The sequence below is a fragment of the Streptomyces sp. NPDC050315 genome, from assembly GCF_040655775.1.
Taxonomy (GTDB): Bacteria; Actinomycetota; Actinomycetes; order Streptomycetales; family Streptomycetaceae; genus Streptomyces.
In genome coordinates this window covers 266,224-289,233 of sequence record NZ_JBFAKN010000005.1, presented here as the reverse complement: position 1 = coordinate 289,233, position 23,010 = coordinate 266,224, and the positions used below count along the sequence as shown (strand labels likewise).

Below are 23,010 nucleotides of genomic sequence, written 5' to 3'. Positions count from 1 at the left end.
AGATCCGTACCGGCACGCGCGGGCGTGCGGGCACGGCGGGGAACGCCGCAACCGGTTCGTACGGGCACGGCGGGAAGCACGGCGAACGCCCCCGCGGCCGATGGCCGGGTCAGGGGTGCCGTGGTGGGAGGTGTCAGCTGCTGGAGAGCGGCGGGGCGCGGGCCGGGCGGCGGCCGGCCGAGAACTGGTGCCCGTCGGTGGTGTCCCGGCTCACCGGCAGCCAGGACAGGGCCCGTGGCCGGGCGGTGTGGCGGCCGGCCGGGCCGAGGCCCGGTGCCGGGTGGGCGACGTGCTGTTCGGCCGGCGCGGTGCGGCCGCCGGTCCGGAGGACGGCGTTCAGGTGCGCGGGGTGCGCCGACCCGTCGTGCGCGTGCGGCGGGCCCTCCGGGTTCAGGGAGACGTACGACGCGAGGTCCGCGTACGGGTCCGTCGTGTTCGCCGCGGTGGGGGTCAGCCCGCTGAAGACGAGCGCGAAGACCGCGAGCAGTGCCCGCAGGGCGGCCGCGGGGCGCATCCGCCGGTCCATGCCGCTGCCTCCTCGTTCGGCTCGCCGCCCGGAAGCGCCGACCTGATCCGCCGCCACTCGGGCGGGTGTCCGCACACTCTGCCACGGTCGGGAGGTTTTGGAGAGCCTCGGGTGGCAGGCGTTTCCGGAGCGAAGGTTTACGGCCGTCCCAACTCCGTTGCGGCCGGGCGGATACTGGGGCGTATGGGGAAAGAATATGAACGCATCGATGGCAGGCTGCGCACCTTTATCGAGGCGCAGAAGATTTTCTTCACCGCGACCGCGCCGCTCTCGGGGGACGGCACGGTCAACCTCTCACCCAAGGGCCTGTCCGGGTCCTTCGCGGTCCTCGACGAGCACACCGTCGCGTACCTCGACTACGCCGGCAGCAACGCCGAGACCATCGCGCACCTGCGGGAGAACGGCCGCATCACGCTGATGTGGTGCGCCTTCGAGGGGCCGCCGAACATCGTCCGCGTACACGGCAAGGGCGAGCCCGTCTTCCGCGACGACCCGCGGTGGGGCGACCTGCTCGCGCACTTCCCCGGCATCGACGGGTCCGCGCACGGCCTGCGCGCGATCATCGTCGTCACCGCCCAGCTGGTCCGGGACACCTGCGGCTACGGCGTGCCGTTCATGAGTTACGACGAGGACCGGACGCTGCACGCCTCGCGCTTCGCACGGGAGACGGACGACAGCCTGAGCGCGTACTTCGAGAAGAAGGAGTACATCGCGCAGAGCATCGACGGGCTGCCGGGGCTGCCCCTGCCGCTGCCCCCGCTGCCGTCCTCCTGACATGCGTACGGCCCGCTCCCGAGGGGAGCGGGCCGTGGCGTGCCGGGCTCAGCCGTTGCGCTGTGCCAGTCGCAGCAGGTGGTCGGCGAGCGCCTGGCCGCCGTCCGGGTCGCGGCTGATCAGCAGCAGCGTGTCGTCACCGGCGATGGTGCCGAGGATGACGTGCAGCTCGGCCTGGTCGATGGCCGAGGCCAGGAACTGTGCCGCACCGGGCGGCGTACGCAGCACCACCAGGTTCGCCGACGCCTCCGCGGAGATCAGCAGCTCCCCGGAGAGGCGGCGCATCCGCTCCTCCTTGGCGGACTCGCCGAGCGGCGCCTTCGGGGTGCGGAAGCCGCCCTCGCTCGGTACCGCGTAGATCAGCTCGCCGTTGGTGTTGCGGATCTTCACCGCGCCCAGCTCGTCCAGGTCCCGGGAGAGCGTCGCCTGAGTGACGCTCAGCCCGTCGTCGGCCAGCAGCTTGGCCAGCTGGCTCTGGGACCTGACCGGCTCGCGGTTGAGGATGTCCACGATCCGGCGGTGCCGGGCGGTCCGTGTCTGCGGTACGGCAGGGCCGTGCAGCGAATCGTTGTCCTGCGCCTCGGTCATCGTTCTGCTCAGTCTCCGGATCGTCGTTCCCCGTCGGCCGCTTCCGCGGCCGCGTCCAGGACACCGGGGAGCTTCTGGAGGAACGTGTCCACCTCAGCGTCCGAGACGATCAGCGGCGGCGCGAGCCGGACCACGTCCGGCACGCAGGCGTTCACCAGGAGACCCGCGTCCTGGGCGGCCTGCTGCACCTTCGGCGCGTGCGGCCCCGTCAAGACGATACCCAGCAGCAGGCCCGCGCCGCGGACCGAGCCGACCAGCGGGTGCTCCAGCGCCCCGATCCCGTCCCGCAGCCGCTCCCCGGCCCGCTTCACGTGATCGAGCAGCCCGTCCGCCTCGATGGTGTCCAGGACGGCCAGCGCGGCGGCGCAGACGACCGGGTTTCCGCTGAACGTGGAGCCGTGCGCGCCGGGCGTGAGCAGCTCGGCGGCCCTGCCGTACGCGAGGGTCGCGCCGATCGGCAGTCCGCCGCCCAGCCCCTTGGCGAGCGTGACGATGTCCGCCTCGACGCCCTGGGCCTGCGCTTCCAGCCAGTGCCCGGTCCGGCCGATGCCGGTCTGGATCTCGTCCAGGACGAGCAGGGTGCCGGTGGCCGCGGTGATCTCGCGCGCGGCCTGGAGGTACCCGGCCGGGGGCACGATGACGCCGTTCTCGCCCTGCACCGGCTCCAGGATCACAAACGCCGTCTCGGTGGTGACGGCTTCCCGCAGCGCCTCGGTGTCGCCGTACGGTACGTACGTCACGTCGCCGGGCAGCGGCCGGAACGGGTCCTGCTTGGCGGGCTGGCCCGTCAGCGCGAGGGAGCCCATGGTCCGGCCGTGGAAGCCGCCCGTGGTGGAGACGATGTGGGTCCGGCCGGTCAGCCGGCCGATCTTGAAGGCGGCTTCGTTGGCCTCGGCGCCGGAGTTGGAGAAGTACACCCGGCCCGGGCGGCCGCCGGCGATCTGCAGCAGCCGCTCGGCGAGCGCGACGGTCGGCTCGGCGACGAAGAAGTTCGAGACGTGGCCGAGGGTGGCGACCTGGTCGGAGACGGCGCGGACGACGGCCGGGTGCGCGTGGCCGAGCGCGTTGACCGCGATGCCGCCGAGGAAGTCGAGGTACTCGGCGCCGTCGGCGTCCCAGACCCTGGCGCCCTCGCCGCGTACCAGCGGGACGCGGGGCGTGCCGAAGTTGTCCATCATGGCGCCCTGCCACCGCTGGGTGAGCGCCGCGTTGCCCGGTCCGTTCGTCATGCCGCCCCCTCGTCCTCGTGCGCGTCGGGCACGACCATCGTGCCGATGCCTTCGTCGGTGAAGATCTCCAGCAGGATCGAGTGCTGGACCCGCCCGTCGATCACCCGGGCGGTGTGCACGCCGTTGCGTACCGCGTGCAGGCAGCCGCGCATCTTGGGCACCATGCCGCTGGCCAGGTCCGGCAGCAGCTTCTCCAGCTCGGTCGCGGTGAGCCGGGAGATCACCTCGTCGCTGTTCGGCCAGTCCTCGTAGAGGCCCTCGACGTCGGTGAGGACCATCAGGGTCTCGGCGTTCAGCGCGGCGGCGAGCGCGGCGGCCGCGGTGTCGGCGTTCACGTTGTACACGTGTCCGTCGTCCGCGCTCCGGGCGATGGACGAGATCACCGGGATCCGGCCGTCGTCCAGCAGCGCCTGGACCGCGCCCGGGTCGATGGCGGAGATCTCGCCGACCCGGCCGATGTCCACCAGTTCGCCGTCGATGTCCGCGTAGTGCTTGGTCGCGGTCATCAGGTGGGCGTCCTCGCCGGTCATGCCGACGGCGAGCGGCCCGTGCTGGTTGAGCAGCCCGACCAGCTCCCGCTGGACCTGCCCGGCCAGCACCATCCGTACGACGTCCATGGCCTCGGGCGAGGTGACCCGCAGCCCGCCCTTGAACTCCGACTCGATGCCGAGCGCGTCGAGCTGCTTGCTGATCTGCGGGCCGCCGCCGTGCACGACGACCGGGCGGAGCCCGGCGTGCCGCAGGAACACCACGTCCTGCGCGAAGGCGGCCTTCAGCTCCTCGTCGATCATGGCGTTGCCGCCGAACTTGATGACGACGGTCTTGCCGTGGTGCCGGGTGAGCCAGGGCAGCGCCTCGATGAGGATGCGGGCCTTGGGCAGCGCGGTGTGTTTGCGTGCGGTGGTCGGTTCGCTCATGAGGAGTACGCGCTGTTCTCGTGGACGTAATCGGCGGTGAGGTCGTTGGCCCAGATGACCGCGGACTCGGAGCCCGCGGCGAGGTCGGCGGTGATCCGGACCTCCCGGTACCGCATGTCGACCAGCTCGCGGTCCTCCCCCACCGAGCCGTTCTTGCAGACCCACACGCCGTTGATCGCGACGTTCAGCTGGTCCGGCTCGAAGGCGGCGGACGTCGTACCGATCGCCGAGAGCACCCGGCCCCAGTTCGGGTCCTCGCCGTGAATGGCGCACTTCAGCAGGTTGTTCCGGGCGATGGACCGGCCCACCTCCACGGCGTCGTCCTCGCTCGCCGCGTTGATCACCTCGATACGGATGTCCTTGCTGGCGCCCTCGGCGTCACCGATGAGCTGCCGCGCGAGGTCGTCGCAGACCTCGGTGACGGCGGCGGCGAACTCCGCGGCCTCCGGGGTCACGCCGGACGCGCCCGAGGCGAGCAGCAGCACGGTGTCGTTGGTCGACATGCAGCCGTCGGAGTCGACCCGGTCGAACGTCGTACGGGTCGCGCCGCGCAGCGCCGTGTCCAGCTGCTCCGCCGGCACGTCGGCGTCCGTCGTCAGCACGACGAGCATGGTGGCCAGCCCCGGCGCGAGCATCCCCGCGCCCTTGGCCATGCCGCCGACGACCCAGCCGTCGCGCTCCGCGAACGCCGTCTTGTGCACGCTGTCGGTGGTCTTGATCGCGATGGCGGCCTTCTCGCCGCCGTGCGCGCTCAGCTCACCGGCCGCCTTCTCGATGCCCGGCAGCACCTTGTCCATCGGCAGCAGCTCGCCGATCAGCCCGGTCGAGCAGACCGCGACCTCCCCGGCGTTCTGGCCGAGCACCTCGGCGACCTTCTCGGCGGTCGCGTGGGTGTCCTGGAACCCCTTCGGCCCGGTGCAGGCGTTCGCCCCGCCGGAGTTCAGTACGACGGCACTGACCTGCCCGGCCTTGAGCACCTGCTGCGACCACAGGACCGGCGCCGCCTTGACGCGGTTGGCGGTGAAGACGCCGGCGGCGGCCAGTCGCGGACCGGTGTTCACCACGAGGGCGAGGTCCGCGTTCCCGTTCTCCTTGATCCCGGCGGCGATGCCCGCCGCCGTGAATCCCTTGGCTGCCGTAACCGTCACGGCGCGACTCCGATCGTGGAAAGTCCCGTGTCCTCGGGGAGCCCGAGGGCGATGTTCATGCTCTGTACGGCACCACCGGCCGTACCCTTCGCGAGGTTGTCGATGGCGCAGATCACGATGATCCGCCCGGCGGCCGCGTCGTACGCGACCTGCAGCTGTGCCGCGTTCGAGCCGTACACGGCCGCGGTGGCCGGCCACTGCCCCTCGGGCAGCAGCTGCACGAAGGGCTCGTCGCCGAACGCCTTCTCGTACGCGGCCCGCAGGTCCGCAGCCGTCAGCCCCGGCTTCGCCTTGGCCGTGCAGGTCGCGAGGATGCCGCGGGGCATGGGCGCGAGGGTCGGCGTGAAGGACACGCTGACCGGCTCGCCGGCCGCGGCACTCAGGTTCTGGATCATCTCGGGGGTGTGCCGGTGCACGCCGCCGACGCCGTACGGGCTCATCGAGCCCATGACCTCGGAGCCGAGCAGGTGCGGCTTGGCCGCCTTGCCCGCGCCCGAGGTGCCGGACGCCGCGACGATCACGGCCTCCGGCTCGGCCAGCCCCGCCGCGTACGCCGGGAACAGCGCGAGCGAGACGGCGGTCGGGTAACAACCCGGAACGGCGATGCGCTTGGACCCCTCCAGCGCGGCGCGCGCCCCGGGAAGCTCGGGGAGGCCGTACGGCCAGGTACCGGCGTGCGGCGAGCCGTAGAACTTCTCCCAGTCCCCCGCGTCCGTCAGCCGGAAGTCCGCTCCGCAGTCCACGATCAGCACGTCCGGGCCGAGCTCCTCGGCCACGGCGGCGGACTGCCCGTGCGGCAGCGCGAGAAAGACGACGTCGTGCCCGGCCAGCACCTCGGTGGTGGTCGGCTCCAGCACCCGGTCGGCCAGTGGCAGCAGGTGCGGCTGGAGCGCGCCGAGTCGCTGTCCCGCGTTGGAGTTCCCGGTCAGCGCCCCGATCTCGACCTCGGGGTGCGCCAGCAGCAGCCGCAGGACTTCCCCGCCCGCATACCCACTGGCCCCGGCCACGGCCGCTCGTACAGTCATCGAACCCTCCTCATCGATGGCATGACTATACGGACCGCGGCACGTTTATGCAATGTAGGTGGGCGGGGGCATCGGATCGATCGCCAGTTATGGTGCTCGCTTCGATGTCAGTGACCCCCAGTACTGTGTTGAGAAGGGGACCCGCGACACCCCCATGGGGGAAGGGCGGGGCGAAACGGTAAGCCTGGGCGTCCCCGGAAGCGAGGGGCGGCGGGCATGGGGAGCGGGCACCGGCTGGGGCGGCCGTTCGGGTGGCTCTGGGGGGCGTACGGGACCAGCGCGCTCGGCACGTGGCTCGCCTTCGGTGCGTTCCCGCTGATCGCCATCCAGGTGCTGCACGCCGGACCGGCCGAGGTCGCCGCACTCTCCTCGGTGGGGGCCGCGGTGGGCGCGCTCGTGGCGGTGCCGCTCGGCCCGTGGGTGGAGTTCCGCCGCAAGCGGCCGGTGCTGATCGCGATGGACCTGGTCCGGTGCGCGGCGCTGCTGACGATCCCGGCCGCGTACGCGCTCGGCGCGCTCACCTTCCTGCAGCTCCTGCTGGTCTCGGTCGTCGTCGCGGCGGCCGACATCTCCTTCCGGGCCGCCTCCGGCGCGTACCTGAAGACGCTGCTGCCGGCCGAGGACCTGCTCGTCGCCAACGCCCGGTTCGAGTCCACGACCTGGACGACCACGATCATCGGACCGCCGCTGGGCGGCGCGGCGATCGGGCTCCTCGGCCCGGTGGCGACGGTGCTGGCCGACGCGGTCAGCTACCTGCTCTCGGCCCTGGGCATCCGCGCGGCGGGCGGGCACGAGCCGCGGCCCGAGCGCCGGGAGGCCGCGCGCCTGCGGGCCGGGGACCTGCTCGACGGCTGGCGGCACATCCTCACCGACGCGGCGCTGCGTCCACTGTTCTTCAACACCGCGCTGTTCAACGGCCTGGTCATGGCCACCCAGCCGCTGCTGGCCGTCCTGATGCTCGGCCGGCTCGGGTTCGCACCGTGGCAGTACGGCCTCGCCTTCGCCGCACCCTCGATCGCCGGGCTGCTCGGTTCGCGGCTGGCCCGGCCGCTCGTCACCCGGTTCGGCCAGCACCGGGTCCTGGTCGCGACCGGGGCGCTGCGCGCGATCTGGCCCGTCGGCCTGGCCTTCGTGGGGCCGGGCACCGGAGGGCTGCTGCTGGTCATCGGCGTCGAGCTCGGGCTCATCTTCTGCTGCGGCGTCTTCAACCCCGTATACGCCACCTACCGCCTCGAACGCACCGCGACCGACCGGGTCGTCCGCACGCTGTCCGCCTGGACGGTGACGACCAAGGCCTCGACCGCGCTCCTGACGGCCGTCTGGGGCGTACTGGGCGGTCTCCTCGGTCCGCGTGCGGCCATCGGGCTGGCCGGCGTGCTCCTGCTGGCGACCCCGCTGCTGCTCCCCCGCCGCGCGGCAGCGTCGCGATCGGCCTCCGTCACAAGCGGCGAGAGGCGTCCGCCGGCCCGCGGAGTGCGGTGACGAGGCCGTCCCACGCGTGTTCCGGGAGTTCATGGCCGACGCCGGGCAGCAGGACCAGGCGGGCGCCGGGGATCCGGGAGGCGATTGCCCGGGCTGCGGTGGGCTTGATGAGGGGGTCGTCCGCGCCGTGGAGGACGAGCGTGGGGCGTGCGATGGTGCTGATCGGCGGGCCGTGCCACTGGGCGCCGATCTGGCGGCTCTGGGCCTGCCGGTCGTGCATGCCGCTGTCGGCGTTGCGCTCGGCGGCCTCCCGGGCGGCCCGCTCGTCGAAGGGGCGGTGCGGCGAGGCGAGGAGCCGGGAGACGCCGAGGCCGGCCGCGACTGCCCCCTCGCGTGTGTCGGGGAACCTCAGCCGGGCGAACTTCGCCAGGGTCCGCTTCCCTATGTACCGCAGGGTCCGCAGCCCGGAGACGTCCGCGGGGACGGCGGCCATCGTGGTGAGCGTGCGGACCCGGTCCGGGTGGCGCAGTGCCACGCGTTGCGCGACGGCGCCGCCGAGCGAGACGCCCAGCAGGTGCGCCGACCGCCACCCCAGCGCATTCATGACCGCGACGGCGTCGTCCGCCATGTCCTCGGCGGTGTACGCCTCGCCGCGCCTGCCGAACAGCGCGGAGAGCGGATTGCCCGCGGCGGCGGGCGGCAGATGGGTCGACTCCCCGCCGTCGCGCTGGTCGTACCGGGCCACCGCGAACCCCTGCGCGGCCAGCAGCCGGCACAGTCCGTCGGGAACCCACAGCCGATTGACACCCAGCCCCGTGACCAGCAGCAGCGGCTCGCCGTCGGCCCCTTCGGCCAGTTGGTCGAAGGCCAGTCGCACCGGGCCGTTCTCGGCCCAGCGGACCGGGCTCCACGGGTTCGTCGGCGATGTCGTCGGCGCATCCGTCGGCGATGCGGACATGAGAACCTCCCGTAACTGCGATCGGTGTTCGCAGTTTCTAGGATAGGGGATGCAGCGTGGGAACGGGAGGAAGCGGGTGGCGGAGTGGACCGGGAACCTGTGACCGTCTGGGCGCGGCCCGAGCGCGGCGCCCGCGGCCCGGCGGCGGTGCACAGCCGCGCCGAGCTGACCGCCGTCGCCGTCGAGCTGGCGGACCGGAGCGGCCTGTCGGCGGTGTCGATGCGGCAGGTGGCCAAGGCGCTGGGCACGGGCCAGGCTTCGCTGTACCGCTATCTCGCCGGCCGTGCGGATCTGCTCGACCTGATGACGGACGCGGTGACCGGAGAGATCGACCTCGACGTCCCGCTCAGCGGTGATCCCGTCGCGGATCTGGCCGCCCTGGCGGCCCGCACCAAGGCCGTCCAGCTGCGGCACCCCTGGCTGTCCGACATCCCGCCGGAACCGCTCCGGCTGGGCCCCCGGGGGCTGGACTACCTGGAGTACGCGCTGCGGGCGATGGCACCCGCCGGGCTGCCGGGCGGGACCGGGCTGGAGGTCGTCGCCCTGCTGAACGCCCTGGTAGCGCAGTTCGCCCGGGCAGAGCTGCAGGGCGGCGGCGCGGACAGCGGCCGCCGGGCGGCGCAGGCCGCCTATCTGAGCGCGGCGGCCGCCCGGGGAGACCATCCGCACCTCGCGGCCGCCTTGGCGGAACGGCCCGGAGCCGGCCCGGCGGAGGACCCGCAGGCGCTGTTCGAGCGGACGATGCGCCGGGTCCTCACCGGGCTGCTGGCACCGCCCCAGTAACCCCTCTGAGCAGCCCCTTGAGTGGCCCCTCTAGAGGCCGAAGGCGGTCGCGTACTGGATGACTCCGGCGGGGACCGGCCGTGCAGGATCCGTGCCGGGCGCGTCCAGCGGGAGGGCCATCATCGCCTCGTCGGGGACCTCCATCGGGGCGCTGATGCCCCAGCGGGAAGCCGGGCGGAAGCCGAACCGGGGGTAGTAGCCGGGGTGCCCGAGCACCACCACGAGGCGCTCGCCGCGCGCCCGGGCGGCGTCCAGCGCGGCACGGATGGCCGCGGAGCCCGCCCCCGCACGCTGGTGCTCGGGCAGCACCGCGCACGGGGCGAGCGCCAGCGCGGGCTCCCCACCGACGTGGCAGCGGGTGAGCAGCGCGTGCGCGGCCACCGTGCCGTCCGGGGCCTCCGCCACCCACGACAGGCCGTCGAGCCACGCGTCCCGGTCGGCGCGCAACGCGTCGACGAGGTCGGCCTCCTCGGCGGTGGGGAACGCGGCGAGGTTGACCTTCCGTACGGCGGCGGCGTCGCCGGACGCCTCGGGACGGGTACGCCAAGAGGCGGAGGTGGTGGGGGTACTGGTCGTCATGGCCCCCATTCTGAGTCGTGGGGGCCCGCGGGGCGACGGAATAAACGGGGGCCGACCTCGGGGATCAGGGCGCCGGTGTGAAGACCAGCGACGCGTTGTGGCCGCCGAAGCCGAAGGAGTTGGTGAGGCCGGCCGGGACGGCGACCCGGCGCGCGGCACCGGTGACGACGTCGAGCTTCACCTCCGGGTCGAGCGCCTCGACATTCAGGGTGGCGGGCACGACGCCGTCGCGCACCGCGAGGATCGTCGCGAGCGCGCCGAGGGAGCCCGCCGCGCCGAAGAGGTGACCGGTCATCGACTTGGTCGCGGTGACGGCCGGGTGGCTGCCGATCGCCTCGGTGACCGACTGCGCCTCGGCGAGGTCGCCCTTGGGCGTGGAGGTCGCGTGGGCGTGCACGAGCCCGATGTCCTGCGGCGTGAGCCCGGCCTCGGCCAGCGCCCGGCGCATGGCCCGGACCTGGCCCTCCGGGTGCGCGGCCGTGATGTGGAAGGCGTCCGAGGTGACACCGGCCCCCGCGAGGGCGGCGTGGGCGCGGGCCGTCCGGGCGGCGGCGAACTCCGCGCGTTCCAGTACCACCACGGCCGCGCCCTCGCCGATGACGAAGCCGTCCCGGTCCACGTCGAAGGGGCGGGACGCGCGCTGCGGCTCGTCGTTGCGCGTCGAGTGGGCCTTGGCCTGCGCGAAGCCCGCCATCGTCAGCCCGCAGATGCACGCCTCGGCGCCGCCCGCGACGACCACATCGGCGCGGCCGAGCCGGATCAGGTCCAGGCCCATGGCGATCGCCTCGGCTCCGGACGCGCAGGCGCTGACGGGGGTGTGGGCGCCGCCGCGGGCGCCGAGTTCGATGCTGACCATCGCGGCCGGGCCGTTCGCCATCAGCATGGGGACGGTGTGCGGCGACACCCGGCGCACACCGGACGCCTCCAGTACGTCGTCCTGGCCCAGCAGGGTGAGCGCGCCGCCGGTGCCCGTACCGATCACCACGGCCAGCCGCTCCGGGTCGACCTCGGGCGTGCCCGCGTCGGCCCATGCCTCGCGGGCCGCGACGAGCGCGACCTGTTCGCAGCGGTCCATCCGGCGGGCCTGCACCCGGTCCAGTACCTCGGTCGGCTCGACCGCGAGCCGGCCCGCGATCCGGCCGGGCAGTGCGGCCGCCCACTCCTCCTCCAGCGGGCCGATGCCGGACTGTCCGGCGAGCATCGCGTTCCAGGTCGACGCGGCGTCCCCGCCGAGCGGCGTGGTGGCGCCCAGACCGGTGACCACGACGTTGTGGGTGTTCATGCTCATGAGCGGGTCCCCTTTGTAGTAACGAGACAACTCCCCGTGCGGCCCAACAGACCCGAGACGGGGCGAGCTGTCGGCTCATCAGCCACTTTGCCAAGGGAATTACGGAACGACAGATAGCGCGATCAACGGAGTCCGGCCAGCGGATGTTGTAGTGTCTCCACATAACCAAGACGAAGATCGACATGGGAGGGGCCGGGATGAAGCTGCGGTGTGCGGTGCTCGACGACTACCAGGGCGTCGCGCTGTCCATGGCGGACTGGAGCGCGGTGGCCGAGGACGTCGACGTACGCGTCGTGCGGGAGTACATCGGGGACCGGGACCGGCTGGTCGAGGCGGTCGGGGACTGCGAGATCCTCGTCGTGATGCGGGAACGCACCCCGTTCCCCGAGGAGTTGTTCGCGCGGCTGCCCCGGCTGCGGCTGCTGATCACCTCCGGTATGCGCAACGCCGCGATCGATCTGGCAGCGGCGGCCCGGCACGGCGTGACCGTCTGCGGTACGGCCAGCAATACGGAGCCGCCGGTCGAGCTGACCTGGGCGCTGCTGCTCGGCCTGGCCCGCGGCCTCGTTCAGGAGAACACCGCGCTGCGGGAGGGCGGGCCGTGGCAGAGCACGGTGGGCGCCGATCTGTACGGGCGGCGGCTCGGCATCCTCGGACTGGGGAAGACCGGGACGCGGGTGGCCGCGGTCGGGCAGGCCTTCGGGATGGACGTGGCGGCGTGGAGCCAGAACCTGACGGAGGAGCGGGCACGGGCGGCCGGGGTGCAGCGCCTGGCGAGCAAGGAGGAGCTGCTGGAGAGCAGCGACTTCGTCTCCGTGCACCTGGTGCTCGGGGAGCGGACGCGGGGGCTGCTCGGCGCCGCGGAGCTGCGGCGGATGCGGCCGACGGCGTACCTCGTCAACACCTCGCGGGCCGCGATCGTCGACCAGGACGCGCTCGCGGAGGCGCTGCGCGGCGGCTGGATCGCGGGCGCGGGGGTCGATGTGTTCGACCAGGAGCCGCTGCCCGCCGGGCATTCGTACCGGTCGCTGCCGAATCTGCTGGCCACACCGCATCTGGGCTATGTGACGCGACGCAATTACGAGGGGTACTTCCAGCAGGCGGTGGAGGACATCGCGGCGTTCGTGGCGGGGGCGCCGGTGCGGCAGCTGGGCTGAGGGCGCGCGGGGCGGAAATTGCCGGGCGGCGGGCGCGGGGGCGTCACTAGCATGGATCCGCATGACGCCCCCTCAGCTCCCGCAGCGCCCGCGCGCCGTTCCCGAGCGGCCCGTCCTCGACGGGCTGGAAGACAAGTGGTCCGCACACTGGGAGACCTCGGGCGTCTATGTATTCGACCGCTCCGTCCCGCGGGAGCGGGTCTTCTCGATCGACACCCCGCCGCCCACGGTCAGCGGCTCGCTGCACATCGGCCATGTCTTCTCGTACACCCACACCGACGCGGTCGCCCGCTACCAGCGGATGCGCGGCCGGGAGGTCTTCTACCCGATGGGGTGGGACGACAACGGGCTGCCGACCGAGCGGCGCGTCCAGCACCACTTCGGGGTGCGGTGCGACCCGTCGCTGCCGTACGACCCGGAGTTCGCCCCGCCCGAGAAGCCCGGCAAGCGTCAACTACCCGTCTCCCGGCGGAACTTCATCGAGCTGTGCGAGCGGCTGACCGCCGTCGACGAGCAGGCCTTCGAGGAGCTGTGGCGGCGCCTCGGCCTGTCGGTCGACTGGACGCGGACGTACCGCACGATCGGTGACACGGCGCGGACGGTCTCCCAGTACGCCTTCCTCCGGAACCTCGCACGCGGCGAGGCGTACCTGGCCGAGGCGCCCACGCTGTGGGACGTCACGTTCCGTACGGCGGTCGCCCAGGCCGAACTGGAGGACCGGGAGCGGCCCGCCGCCTACCACCGGCTGGCGTTCGCGAGCACGGGCGAGGCCACCGGCGCGCCCCTCCTCGTCGAGACGACGCGTCCGGAACTGCTGCCCGCCTGCGTCGCGGTCGTCGCGCATCCGGACGACGCGCGCTATCAGGAGCTGTTCGGGAAGACCGTGCGCACCCCGCTCTTCGAGGTCGAGGTGCCCGTCCTCGCGCACCGGCTCGCCGACCCGGAGAAGGGCACCGGCGCCGCCATGATCTGCACCTTCGGCGACACCACGGACGTGACGTGGTGGCGCGAGCTGGCGCTGCCGACCCGCCCGGTCATCGGCTGGGACGGCCGGTTCGCCGCGGAACCGCCGGCCGCGCTGGAGAGCGAGCGGGCCCGGGCGGCGTACGCGGAGCTGGCCGGGGCCACGGCCTTCACCGCCCGCGAGCGGGTCGTCGCCCTGCTGCGGGAGAGCGGTGCGCTGATCGGCGAGCCGCGCCCGGTCACCCACCCCGTGAAGTTCTACGAAAAGGGCGACAAGCCGCTGGAGATCGTCACCACCCGTCAGTGGTACCTCCGCAACGGCGGCCGCGACCCTGAGCTGCGCGAGGAACTGCTGCGGCGCGGCGCGGAGTTGAGCTGGCATCCCGACCGGATGCGGGTCCGGTACGAGAACTGGGTCGGCGGCCTGAACGGCGACTGGCTGATCAGCCGGCAGCGGTTCTTCGGCGTGCCGATCCCGGTCTGGTACCCGCTGGACGGCACGGGCGCGCCGGACTACGACAAGCCCCTCGTCCCCGACACCGCGGCGCTGCCCGTCGACCCGAGCGCCGAGGCACCGCCCGGGTACACGGAGGCGCAGCGCGGCGCCCCGGGCGGCTTCATCGGCGACCCGGACGTCATGGACACCTGGGCGACCTCCTCCCTCACCCCGCAGATCGCGGGCGGCTGGCCGGCCGACCCCGATCTCTTCGGGCGGGTCTTCCCGATGGACGTCCGGCCGCAGGCGCACGAGATCATCCGTACCTGGCTGTTCTCCACCGTCGTCCGCGCGCACGCCGAGCACGGCACGCTGCCCTGGCGGCACGCCACGATCTCCGGCTGGATCCTCGACCCGGGCCGCAAGAAGATGTCCAAGTCGAAGGGGAACACCGTCACACCGCTGGACCTGCTGGCGCAGCACGGATCGGACGCGGTGCGGTACTGGGCGGCGAGCGGGCGCCCCGGCACGGACACTGCTTTCGACACCGGCCAGATGAAGATCGGCCGTCGGCTGGCCAGCAAGATCCTCAACGCGAGCCGGTTCGTCCTGGGCTTCCCGCCGGTCGAGGAAGGCACCCCGGTCACCGAGCCGCTGGACCGGGCGCTGCTCGCCGCCCTGGCCACGACGGTCGAGGAAGCCACCGCCGCCTTCGAGGACTTCGATCAGGCCCGCGCGCTGGACCACACGGAACGGTTCTTCTGGCGCTTCTGCGACGACTACCTGGAGCTGGTCAAGGACCGGGCGTACGGGACGGGGGACGCCGGTGCCGCGGGGGCGGCCTCGGCGCGGGCGGCGCTGACCACCGCGCTGGACACCCTCCTGCGCCTCTTCGCACCCGTCCTGCCGTTCGTCACCGAAGAGGTCCGGTCGTGGTGGGCGCCCGGCTCGGTGCACCGCGCGCCCTGGCCGGCGGCGGACCCGCTGCGCGCGCTCGCGGGCGGCGCGGACCCCGCGCTTCTCGACACGGCGACGGAGGTCCTCACCGCGGTCCGCCGCGCGAAGTCCGCGGCCAAGGTGTCCATGCGGACGACGGTGGCGGGGGCGGCGATCACCGGGCCGGCCCCGGCGCTGGAGGCGTTCGCCCTGGTCGCCGCGGATGTCCGCGCGGCGGGACGGATCGCACGTACGGAAGAACGCCCCGGCCCGGCGCCGCTCACGGTCGACGTCACGCTCTGAGAGCGCAGAGCAGTGCGGGCTCTCAGGACGACAGTACGAGGGTCCAGGAGCCCGGGTGGCCGTGCAGGGCGGTCACCGAGAGGGGCAGGACGTCGAGGCGCCAGTAGGCGTGGGGCGGGACCTTGAGGGCGTAGATGAGGGCGGCGCGGATCACCCCGGGGTCGGCGACGGCGAGGGCGCTGCCGCCGTCGCCGACCGGGCGGGTGTCCAGCCAGTTGCCGACCCGGATGATGAACGCGAGCAGGGACTCGCCGCCGTGCGGGGCCGTGCGCGGGTCGGCCAGCCAGGCGTCCACGGCCTGCGGCTCGGCGGCCGCCACGTCGCGCAGCGTGCGCCCGCGCCAGCGGCCCATGTCGCAGTCGCGCAGCGCGGGCTGCACCAGTGGGGTGAGGCCGAGCAGCTCGCCGGTCTCGCGGCTGCGGGCCGAGGGCGAGCAGTAGCGGAGCTCGGCGGCGGCCAGCGGGCTCAGCGCGGGCGCCGCCCGCTCGACTTCGTGCCACCCCATCGCGTCCAGCGGCCGGTCGTCGTCGAAGCGCGCTTCGAGTAACGAGGAGCTGCGCCCGGCAGCGACCAGCGTGAGGCGAACAGTCATTCGGTGATGGTAAGAGCGCTCTCGCCGCCGGGAACCCGTGAAGTCACATATTTACGGGGCATGTTCGGCATTGACCGCCGGAGCGTGATGTTCCGCCCCGAGCGTCATCCACTTCTCCGTGTCCGCGACCCGCCGGAAGCCGACGCGTTCGTACACGCCGTGCGCGTCCTCCGTGGCGAGCATGATCCGGCGCAGTCCGCCGGGCGCCAGGTGGTCGCGGACGGCGGCGGCCAGCGCGCCGCCCAGCCCCTTGCCGCGTGCGGCGCGGTCGATGTAGACGTCGCAGAGCCAGGCGAAGGTGGCATGGTCGGTGACCACCCGGGCGTACCCGACCTGGCGGCCCGACGCCGTCTCGTACACCCCGAAGTTCACGGACCCGTCCATCGCCCGGTCCTGCTTCTCGCGGCTGCGGCCCAGCGCCCAGTACGCGTCCGTGGCCAGCCAGTGGTGGACCAGGTCGCGGTCCAGGCGCGCGGGGTCGGTGGAGATGTCGTAGCCGTCGGGGGCGGGCAGCGGCGGGCCGGGGCTGTCGATCATGGCCGGAGCCTGGCACACGGTCACCGGACCGTCGAGCGGATTTCCCACCCCGTGGGCCGGTACAGGACAGGGGCCCGGCGGTCTCCCGCCGGGCCCCTGCCTGGTAGCTCGCTGTCGGTCGCCGTCAGCCGTCCGCCATCTTCTCGTGCTGTACGACGGTGTCGGGGCCGGGCGACATGATCGTTTCGTGGCCGTCCTGGAAGCGGACGCGGTACGGCGGGGTCCCGTTTGTGCCGAGTACTTCGACGACCTCGGCGACCCGGTCGTGCTGGCCGACGATCCTGCCGTGCATCAACAGCCGGTCGCCTTTCTGGGCCTCCATCAGAGATGACCTCCGTCCGGATGGTCGGTATGCGCCCGGACACGCCGGCACGCAGTCGTCGCGGGCGCTGAGCCGTGCCGCTGGGGGAGCCGCGCGCCCTACGGCCAGTTTAGGCCCGGAGTCCGTTCCGGGCGCCGTCTGCGATCGGCCATCGGCGTACCGGAGCGGCGCCGGCCGGGTCACGTACGGTCAGCGCGGCGGCCGTACCCGTGACGGATAGTGGTCGGCCACCACCCGGGCCATCGCCCCCGTACGGTCCGTGGCCACCTCCTTCGCGGAGAAGTAGACGTTGCCGCGCACCTGCCGGTAGCCGGCGTCGAAGGTGAGGTGGCGGGAGAGCTCTTTCGGGTTCTGCCAGGGCGCCGGCTGGGCCGGGTCGCCGGCCTTGTAGAGCGCCTCGCCGATGTAGAGGTGCACACGGGTGCCGTCCACGGTCCGGGCCCACCAGGGCACGAGCTTGGCGTAGTCGGCGGCGGCGAAGCCGATGTTCCAGTACACCTGCGGGACGACGTAGTCGAGCCACTCCTCGCGGACCCATTTCCGGGTGTCGGCGTAGAGATCGTCATACGTCTGTACGCCCGCTCGGGTGTCGGAGCCCGTCGGATCGGTGGCCTGATTGCGCCAGACGGCGAACGGGCTGACGCCGAAGCGGGCCGTGCGCCGGGTGCCGCGGACCCGTTCGCCCAGCTCGCGCACCAGCTGGTCGATGTTGTCGCGGCGCCAGCTCGCCCGGTCCGGGAAGCCGTCCCCGTACTCCTCGTACGCCGCGTCGTCGTCGAAGACCTGGCCCGCGACCGGATAGGGGTAGAAGTAGTCGTCGAAGTGGACGCCGTCCACGGGGTAGCGGCGCACCGCGTCCATGATCGCGTCGAGGACGAAGGCGCGGACCTCCGGCAGGCCGGGGTTGTAGTAGAGCTTGCCGCCGTAGGGCAGCACCCATTCCGGGTGCACTCGGGCGGGGTGGGTGGGGACGAGCTTCGCGGGGTCGGTGTGGTTGGCGACGCGGTAGGGGTTGAACCACGCGTGCAGCTCCAGATCGCGCTCATGGGCCTCCCGGACGGCGAAGTCCAGCGGGTCCCAGCCGGGGTCGCGGCCCTGGACGCCGGTGAGGTACTGCGACCACGGCTCGTACGGGGAGGGCCACAGCGCGTCGGCGGTGGGGCGTACTTGGAAGATCACCGCGTTCAGCCGGGTGGCGGCCGCCTTGTCGAGGTAGGCCACCAGCTCGGCCTGCTGCTGGGCGGCGGTCAGGCCCGGCTTGGAGGGCCAGTCGCGGTTGACCACGGTCGCCAGCCACATCCCCCGGAACTCCGGCCTGCGGCCGGCCGCGCCACCCCTCCCCCGCCCCTGACCTGCGCTTTCGACAGGGTTCCCGGCCCCGCCCGGTGTGCTCGCCGCCGCGCCCGGCGTCCACAGCATCGAGGACGCCGCCCCCAGCGCCGCCACCGTGAAGCCTCTCCGTGTAGCACCACTCCAGGCGATTTCACCTATTCGCCGTCGTCGCATAGCGCCGCCCCTTCCGTCCGGTGCGTCCGGCTCTCCTCGCTCAGAATGCCCGCCCCGCCCGCCCCTGCGCACCAGCGCGCGGAGTAACGTCGGGGCCGAGGCGGGCGTCGCACCCTTACGGCCCCCGCCGGTCCCGAAGATCAGCGAAAGGCACGATGTGACCGACATCGAACGCGTCGGAGTGGTCGGCTGCGGCCAGATGGGCGCCGGCATCGCCGAGGTATGCGCGCGGGCCGGCCTGGAGGTCATGGTCGCCGAAACCACCGGCGAGGCCCTGGAAATCGGCCGCACCCGCCTGACCAATTCCCTCGACAAGGCGGCCGAGCGCGGCAAGATCACCGCTGCGGAGCGCGACGCGACGCTCGGCCGGCTCAGCTTCACCACCGACCTCGGCGAATTCTCCGACCGCGACCTCGTCATCGAGGCGGTCGTGGAGAACGAGCAGGTCAAGACCGAGATCTTCCAGGTGCTCGACCAGGTCGTGACGCGCCCCGACGCGATCCTGGCCTCCAACACCTCCTCCATCCCGCTGGTGAAGCTCGCCGTCGCGACCTCCCGCCCGGAGCAGGTCATCGGCATCCACTTCTTCAACCCGGCACCGGTGCAGAAGCTGGTCGAGATCATCCCGGCGCTCACCACCGGCGAGGAGACCATCAAGCGCGCCGAGGCGCTGGTCCACGACCACCTGGGCAAGCACGCCATCCGCGCCCAGGACCGCTCCGGCTTCGTCGTCAACGCGCTGCTGATCCCCTACCTGCTCTCCGCGATCCGGATGTTCGAGCAGGGCACCGCGAACCGCGAGGACATCGACAACGGCATGGAGCTGGGCTGCGCCCACCCGATGGGTCCGCTGAAGCTGGCCGACCTGATCGGTCTGGACACCGTCGCCTCGGTCGCCGACTCGATGTACGAGGAGTTCAAGGAGCCGCTGTACGCCGCTCCCCCGCTGCTGCAGCGGATGGTCGACGCGGGCCGGCTGGGCCGCAAGACGGGCTCGGGCTTCTACCCGTACTGAGTCCCTGATCCACGGGGGCGCCGGACGGCGTCAGAAGGCGTGGGCCGTCCGGCCGTCCGCCGCCGCTCGGGGGAAAGACGGCGGTCGGACTCCGCCGGCGGGCGCCCGTTCCGCCGGCTGTTGCCCCCGTGGCCCTGTTGAGTCAACTCCTCGGCCGCCATGGTCGGCACCGTGTGAAAGGCCCCGGTTCGGGTGCGCGATTCGCACCCCGTGTGAAGTCCGCGCACCCCTCGCCCCGGCATCGGCCGCACTGAATTCACACGGGGTGTGCGGCGTTGACACGCATATTCCTCCCGCACACTCTCCCGCCCTGCCCCACAAGGCTGTTCACTGTCTGTAGTACGCAAAACACCGAGTTTCCGAGAGGAATGAGGAGCGGACAGTGACCGCCCACCCTGAAACCGACCTAGTAGCCACCGATGTGGCGGAGCTCAGGCGCTGCTGTGACGTGCGCACCGCACGCGTCGACGGCCAGCTCGCCCTGCTCGCGCAGCGCACCGAGAGTTACGAGCGCGACGCGGAGGAGCTCGCCAGCAGGCTCACGCGCATCGAACACGGACGGTGGCCACTGCCGTCCGTCGCCGCGCTCACCGGGATCGCGGCCCTGGCGGTCGCCGTGTGGCAGGTCCTGACGAACTGACGGGTGCCCGGCGCCACGAGAACGACCGGCGCCGGGCGGCGCCCGCCCAGGACCCTGACGGGCGCGCCCGGCCGGGGCTCAGCCCAGGCGGAGGTGGTGCAGCATCAGCAGCGCCGCCGCCATGTTGGCGGCCGGCACCTCACCCCGCGCCACCATGTCCGGCACGAGCTTGAGCGGTACCCACTCCCTGCGGTCGGACTCGAAGTCGTCCTCGGGGTGGCCGACGTACTCGGCCCGGTCGGACCAGTAGATGTGGTGCACGGCGTCCGTGAGGCCGTTGGACGGCTCCACGGACATCAAGTGCTGGAGGGTGCCGGGCCGCCAGCCGGTCTCCTCCTCCATCTCGCGGGCGGCCGCGACGGCGACGTCCTCGCCGTCCTCGACCACCCCGGCGGCCAGCTCCCAGCCCCAGGTGTCGGTGATGAATCGGTGCCGCCACAGCAGCAGCACCTCGTTCGCCTCGTTGACCACCGTGGCCACCGCGACCGCCCGCATCCGGATCAGGTAGTGGTCCAGATGCCGCCCGTCCGGGAGCTCCACATCAGCGAGGTTGACCCGGAACCAGCGGTTCTCGTACACGGTCTGCTCCATGAGATTTTTCCATCGCACGTGCCTGCCACCTTCCGCCGAAGAGATGGCACGTGGACACGAGCCATCCGTCAGAGCGGAACGCGCAACGCCTCATCGATCAAGTCGGCCGCGGCGTCGGTGGCGCTGCTTCCGGTTCCGGCAAGGAGTTCGCGTACCGCCCGCAGGCGGTCCCGTAACCGCTGCGACTCCATGCCCCGTGCCTGTTCCGCCATCTGCGTCGCGCTGGCCACGGCCTTTTCGGCCTCTCCCTGTCTCAGCTCGATGTGCGCGAGCATGGCGAGCCGGTGCACCCGGCCGCGGTCGTGCGCGGGGGTGTCGACGGCGGCGGTGGCCTGTTCCTGTGCGGCCCGCAGGTCGCCCAGGCTGAGCAGCGCCTCCGCCACCTGTACGTTGACCAGGCCCGGTTGGACGTAGCCGGTCTCGTCCGGCTCCAGGCCCGGCCGGATCCGCTCCGCCGCGGCCTCGGCCCGGCGGATGCAGGACAGCGCGCCGGCGCCGTCGCCCAGCCGCGCGTACGCCTTCGCCTGCATCGCGTACAGGTCGGCGGCGAGCGCCGCGGTGATGTGCGGGCCCGCGGCGCGCAGCGCCGCCTCGGCGAAGGCGACCGCCTGGCGGTACTCGCGGGTGAACAGCGACTGGTTCACCAGCAGCGCGATGATGTACGCGCCGAGCCCCCGGTCGCCGCTCGCCTTGGCCAGCCGCAGCGCCTGGTGGAAGTAGCGCTGCGCGAGCCCGAAGGCGTCCGAGTCGTACGCGCAGATGCCCGCGACGGCCACCAACCCGCCCGTGGCGCGGTGGAGTTGGCGCCCCGTGGCGTCGGTGTAGCTGCCGCGCAGCAGCGGCGCCGCCTCGGTGTTGAGGAAGCCGACGATGCGCGCTCTGGTCGCGACGCCGCCGGCCTTGCGGTACATCTGCTCGTAGTGCGTGCGCGCCGAGCGCAGCATCTCGATGTCGGCCATGGACACCCGGGTCAGGCCGCTGCGCGAGACGTCGGAGTCCTCCGGTGGGTTCTCCCACTCCCATACGGGCATGACCGCCGAAGTCCCGGTCAGCGCGGGCGCGCTGAGGACGTGCGGGCGCTGCTGCTCGTCGGAGCGCCACAGCGCGGTGGCCCGCTCGACGAAGCCGGAGAGCGGGGTGTCGGCGGCGCGGCGGGTCCCGGGCCTGCTCAGCCCGATGTCGTCCAGGCCGACCGGGCGGTGCAGCCGGTCGCTGAGGATCTCGCAGATCAGGTCGGGGACCTGGCCGCGCGGCCGCTGGCCCTTCAGCCAGCGGGCCACGGCGGTGTGTTCGTACCGCAGGGACAGGCCGCGCCGGCGGCCGAGCTGGTTGATGTGCACGGCCAGCCCGGCGTGCGAGATGCCCGCCTCGTCCAGGATCGCATCGAGCAGGGTGTTGGGCTCCATGGCCCCCTCCTGATCCGCGCCCTGGCTCGTCGCGGGCGCGCTTCGCCTCATCACCAGCGTAAACAGCGGGAGTTCACACGGGGTGTGAAAGTTGTGGGCCGGTGAGGGCCAGCAGGGCCACGTCGTCGCTGAGGCGGCCGCCCGCGTGCCGGACGATCCGGTCGCGCACGGCGGCGACGAGGGCGCCGGGGGCGAGCGGGTGCGGGGCGGCCTCGGACAGGCACGCGAGCAGTTCGGTGCGGAGCGGGAAGAACGCCCCGTGCGCGTCACGGGCGTCCTCGGCGCCGTCCGTGTAGAGCAGCAGCCCCTCGCGGTCGGCCAGCCGCCCGGAGAGCGGGTGAAGCCGGTCCGGGAGGGGGAACAGGCCGAGCGGGGGCAGCGGTTCGTCCTCGGCGAGCGGCTCGGCCGTACCGCTGCTGAAGCGGTACGGCCAGGGGTGCCCGCAGTTCAGTGCGGTGTACTCGCCGCCGGGGGCGACCTGGAGCAGCAGTACGGTGACGAACTCCTCGGCGGTCTCCGCCGCTTCCGCCGCCGGGCGGCCGCCCGGCTCGGCCAGGTGGCGGGCCAGCGCGCGGTCCAGGCGGCGTAACACCCCGGACAGTTCCGGCTCGTCGTGCGCGGCCTCGCGGAAGCAGCCGAGCATGGCGGAGACCGTGCCGACGGCCGCCAGGCCGTGGCCGCGTACGTCGCCGATGACGACCCGCAGGCCGTACTGCGTCGGCACCGCGTCGTACAGGTCGCCGCCGATGAGCGTGCCCTCGCCCGCCGACAGGTGCCCGGCGGCGACCCGAAGCGGGCCGATCCGCTCCGGGAGCGGGCGCAGCACGAGCCGCTGCGCCGCCTCCGCGACGTCCCGGGTGCGCGCGAGCTCGCGGAGCAGCCGCGCCCGCCGCCCCGCGGTCAGGTAACTGGCCGCGACCACGACGAGGATGGCGGCGCAGGTGCCCAGCCGGGTCGCGGTCGCGGTGTCCTGGCCGGCCGCGCCGAGCGGTACGAGGGCGATCAGCGCGCACAGGCCGCCGAGTACGACGCACTCCCGGCGGCCGGTCCCTGCGCAGGCGATGGCCGGTGCCGCGGCGAGCAGTTGGAGGGGCTGGGCGTGGCCGGTACCGGTCAGCTCCCAGGTGAGGATCACGGCGACCCAGATCCCGGGGAGGACGAGGACGAAGAGCCGGCGGACGAAGCCGCGTAACGTTTCGTCCTCCACCGGCGGCAGCGGGCGCCACGCCCGGACGCAGTGGCGGGCCGTGCCGCGCCACCGCGCCCAGCTGCGGTTCATCCGGATGGTTCCCCTCCGCCGTGCCGTCGCGTGGTCGCGTGCCGGCGCATAAATGCCGCGCGGCGTGATCGATTGTGGCGACGCGGGGCG

Annotated in this window: 23 protein-coding genes; 7 read left to right on the top strand and 16 right to left on the bottom strand. The window is 73.0% G+C overall.

From position 1 onward, the window contains the following. Positions 1-133: 133 nt before the first annotated feature. Positions 134-526: a hypothetical protein gene (locus AB0I82_RS20200; RefSeq protein ID WP_363258679.1), complete on the bottom strand. Its 393-nt coding sequence runs from the start codon at positions 524-526 to the stop codon at positions 134-136. Between the two features lie 183 nt (positions 527-709). Between AB0I82_RS20200 and AB0I82_RS20195 the strand changes: the two genes are divergently transcribed. Further along, positions 710-1,300, top strand: coding sequence for a pyridoxamine 5'-phosphate oxidase family protein (locus AB0I82_RS20195; RefSeq protein WP_363258678.1), 591 nt, complete (start codon positions 710-712; stop codon positions 1,298-1,300). 48 nt (positions 1,301-1,348) lie between these two features. On the opposite strand, the gene AB0I82_RS20190 is transcribed toward AB0I82_RS20195, so the two are convergent. The 5 genes from AB0I82_RS20190 to argC are packed head-to-tail and all read right to left on the bottom strand — an operon-like array spanning position 1,349 to position 6,207. Further along, entirely contained in the window at positions 1,349-1,888 is a 540-nt protein-coding gene (locus tag AB0I82_RS20190) for an arginine repressor (RefSeq protein WP_030251868.1), read from the bottom strand. Positions 1,889-1,896: 8 nt separating this feature from the next. Then, on the bottom strand, positions 1,897-3,117 hold the full coding sequence (locus tag AB0I82_RS20185) for an acetylornithine transaminase (protein WP_363258676.1): 1,221 nt from the start codon (positions 3,115-3,117) through the stop codon (positions 1,897-1,899). Then, the gene (argB, locus tag AB0I82_RS20180) at positions 3,114-4,034 is read right to left on the bottom strand and encodes an acetylglutamate kinase (RefSeq protein WP_363258675.1); all 921 of its coding nucleotides are present in this window, start codon (positions 4,032-4,034) and stop codon (positions 3,114-3,116) included. The genes AB0I82_RS20185 and argB overlap by 4 nt, the downstream gene beginning before the upstream one ends. Beyond that, positions 4,031-5,182, bottom strand: a complete 1,152-nt coding sequence (gene argJ / locus AB0I82_RS20175) for a bifunctional glutamate N-acetyltransferase/amino-acid acetyltransferase ArgJ (RefSeq protein WP_363258674.1) — start codon at positions 5,180-5,182, stop codon at positions 4,031-4,033. Before argJ ends, argB begins: the two co-directional genes overlap by 4 nt. Next, positions 5,179-6,207: an N-acetyl-gamma-glutamyl-phosphate reductase gene (gene argC, locus AB0I82_RS20170; protein WP_363258673.1), complete on the bottom strand. Its 1,029-nt coding sequence runs from the start codon at positions 6,205-6,207 to the stop codon at positions 5,179-5,181. The genes argJ and argC overlap by 4 nt, the downstream gene beginning before the upstream one ends. Before the next feature lie 216 nt (positions 6,208-6,423). Here argC and AB0I82_RS20165 point away from each other — a divergent pair, with 216 nt between their 5' ends. Continuing rightward, on the top strand, positions 6,424-7,689 hold the full coding sequence (locus tag AB0I82_RS20165; protein ID WP_363258672.1) for an MFS transporter: 1,266 nt from the start codon (positions 6,424-6,426) through the stop codon (positions 7,687-7,689). Here AB0I82_RS20165 and AB0I82_RS20160 read toward each other — a convergent pair. Then, positions 7,646-8,587, bottom strand: coding sequence for an alpha/beta hydrolase (locus AB0I82_RS20160; RefSeq protein ID WP_363258671.1), 942 nt, complete (start codon positions 8,585-8,587; stop codon positions 7,646-7,648). The genes AB0I82_RS20165 and AB0I82_RS20160 overlap by 44 nt on opposite strands. Before the next feature lie 84 nt (positions 8,588-8,671). Between AB0I82_RS20160 and AB0I82_RS20155 the strand changes: the two genes are divergently transcribed. Then, a complete protein-coding gene (locus tag AB0I82_RS20155; protein ID WP_363258670.1) occupies positions 8,672-9,370 on the top strand; it encodes a TetR/AcrR family transcriptional regulator in 699 nt (232 codons plus the stop codon). A 30-nt stretch (positions 9,371-9,400) separates the two neighbouring features. Here AB0I82_RS20155 and AB0I82_RS20150 read toward each other — a convergent pair whose 3' ends face one another. Both AB0I82_RS20150 and AB0I82_RS20145 read right to left on the bottom strand, forming a co-directional pair. Next, positions 9,401-9,949: an N-acetyltransferase gene (locus AB0I82_RS20150; RefSeq protein ID WP_363258669.1), complete on the bottom strand. Its 549-nt coding sequence runs from the start codon at positions 9,947-9,949 to the stop codon at positions 9,401-9,403. 64 nt (positions 9,950-10,013) lie between these two features. Beyond that, positions 10,014-11,237, bottom strand: coding sequence for a beta-ketoacyl-ACP synthase II (locus AB0I82_RS20145; RefSeq protein ID WP_363258668.1), 1,224 nt, complete (start codon positions 11,235-11,237; stop codon positions 10,014-10,016). A 197-nt stretch (positions 11,238-11,434) separates the two neighbouring features. On the opposite strand from AB0I82_RS20145, the gene AB0I82_RS20140 reads away from it, so the two are divergent. After that, entirely contained in the window at positions 11,435-12,394 is a 960-nt protein-coding gene (locus AB0I82_RS20140; protein WP_363258666.1) for a D-2-hydroxyacid dehydrogenase family protein, read from the top strand. Between the two features lie 61 nt (positions 12,395-12,455). Beyond that, positions 12,456-15,032, top strand: coding sequence for a valine--tRNA ligase (valS, locus tag AB0I82_RS20135; RefSeq protein WP_363258665.1), 2,577 nt, complete (start codon positions 12,456-12,458; stop codon positions 15,030-15,032). A gap of 22 nt (positions 15,033-15,054) precedes the next feature. Here the strand turns inward: valS and AB0I82_RS20130 are convergent, their stop codons facing one another. The 4 genes from AB0I82_RS20130 to AB0I82_RS20115 all read right to left on the bottom strand — a co-directional run bounded on the left by AB0I82_RS20130 (position 15,055) and on the right by AB0I82_RS20115 (position 17,902). Next, positions 15,055-15,624 carry a histidine phosphatase family protein gene (locus tag AB0I82_RS20130; protein ID WP_363258664.1) on the bottom strand — a complete coding sequence of 190 codons (570 nt, stop codon included), beginning with the start codon at positions 15,622-15,624 and terminating at the stop codon, positions 15,055-15,057. Positions 15,625-15,675: 51 nt separating this feature from the next. After that, positions 15,676-16,161: a GNAT family N-acetyltransferase gene (locus tag AB0I82_RS20125; protein WP_363258663.1), complete on the bottom strand. Its 486-nt coding sequence runs from the start codon at positions 16,159-16,161 to the stop codon at positions 15,676-15,678. Between the two features lie 124 nt (positions 16,162-16,285). Continuing rightward, positions 16,286-16,483, bottom strand: a complete 198-nt coding sequence (locus AB0I82_RS20120) for a DUF1918 domain-containing protein (RefSeq protein ID WP_363258662.1) — start codon at positions 16,481-16,483, stop codon at positions 16,286-16,288. 189 nt (positions 16,484-16,672) lie between these two features. Continuing rightward, the gene (locus AB0I82_RS20115) at positions 16,673-17,902 is read right to left on the bottom strand and encodes a family 10 glycosylhydrolase (protein WP_363259071.1); all 1,230 of its coding nucleotides are present in this window, start codon (positions 17,900-17,902) and stop codon (positions 16,673-16,675) included. A gap of 244 nt (positions 17,903-18,146) precedes the next feature. On the opposite strand from AB0I82_RS20115, the gene AB0I82_RS20110 reads away from it, so the two are divergent. Together AB0I82_RS20110 and AB0I82_RS20105 are read left to right on the top strand one after the other, a co-directional pair. Beyond that, positions 18,147-19,004: a 3-hydroxybutyryl-CoA dehydrogenase gene (locus tag AB0I82_RS20110; protein WP_363258661.1), complete on the top strand. Its 858-nt coding sequence runs from the start codon at positions 18,147-18,149 to the stop codon at positions 19,002-19,004. Positions 19,005-19,386: 382 nt separating this feature from the next. Further along, positions 19,387-19,644 carry a hypothetical protein gene (locus tag AB0I82_RS20105; RefSeq protein ID WP_363258660.1) on the top strand — a complete coding sequence of 86 codons (258 nt, stop codon included), beginning with the start codon at positions 19,387-19,389 and terminating at the stop codon, positions 19,642-19,644. 78 nt (positions 19,645-19,722) lie between these two features. Here the strand turns inward: AB0I82_RS20105 and AB0I82_RS20100 are convergent, their stop codons facing one another. The 3 genes from AB0I82_RS20100 to AB0I82_RS20090 all read right to left on the bottom strand — a co-directional run bounded on the left by AB0I82_RS20100 (position 19,723) and on the right by AB0I82_RS20090 (position 22,920). Beyond that, entirely contained in the window at positions 19,723-20,235 is a 513-nt protein-coding gene (locus AB0I82_RS20100) for an NUDIX hydrolase (protein ID WP_363258659.1), read from the bottom strand. Positions 20,236-20,303: 68 nt separating this feature from the next. Next, on the bottom strand, positions 20,304-21,641 hold the full coding sequence (locus AB0I82_RS20095) for a transcriptional regulator (protein WP_363258658.1): 1,338 nt from the start codon (positions 21,639-21,641) through the stop codon (positions 20,304-20,306). Between the two features lie 73 nt (positions 21,642-21,714). Further along, entirely contained in the window at positions 21,715-22,920 is a 1,206-nt protein-coding gene (locus AB0I82_RS20090; RefSeq protein WP_363258657.1) for a PP2C family protein-serine/threonine phosphatase, read from the bottom strand. Positions 22,921-23,010 lie beyond the last annotated feature (90 nt).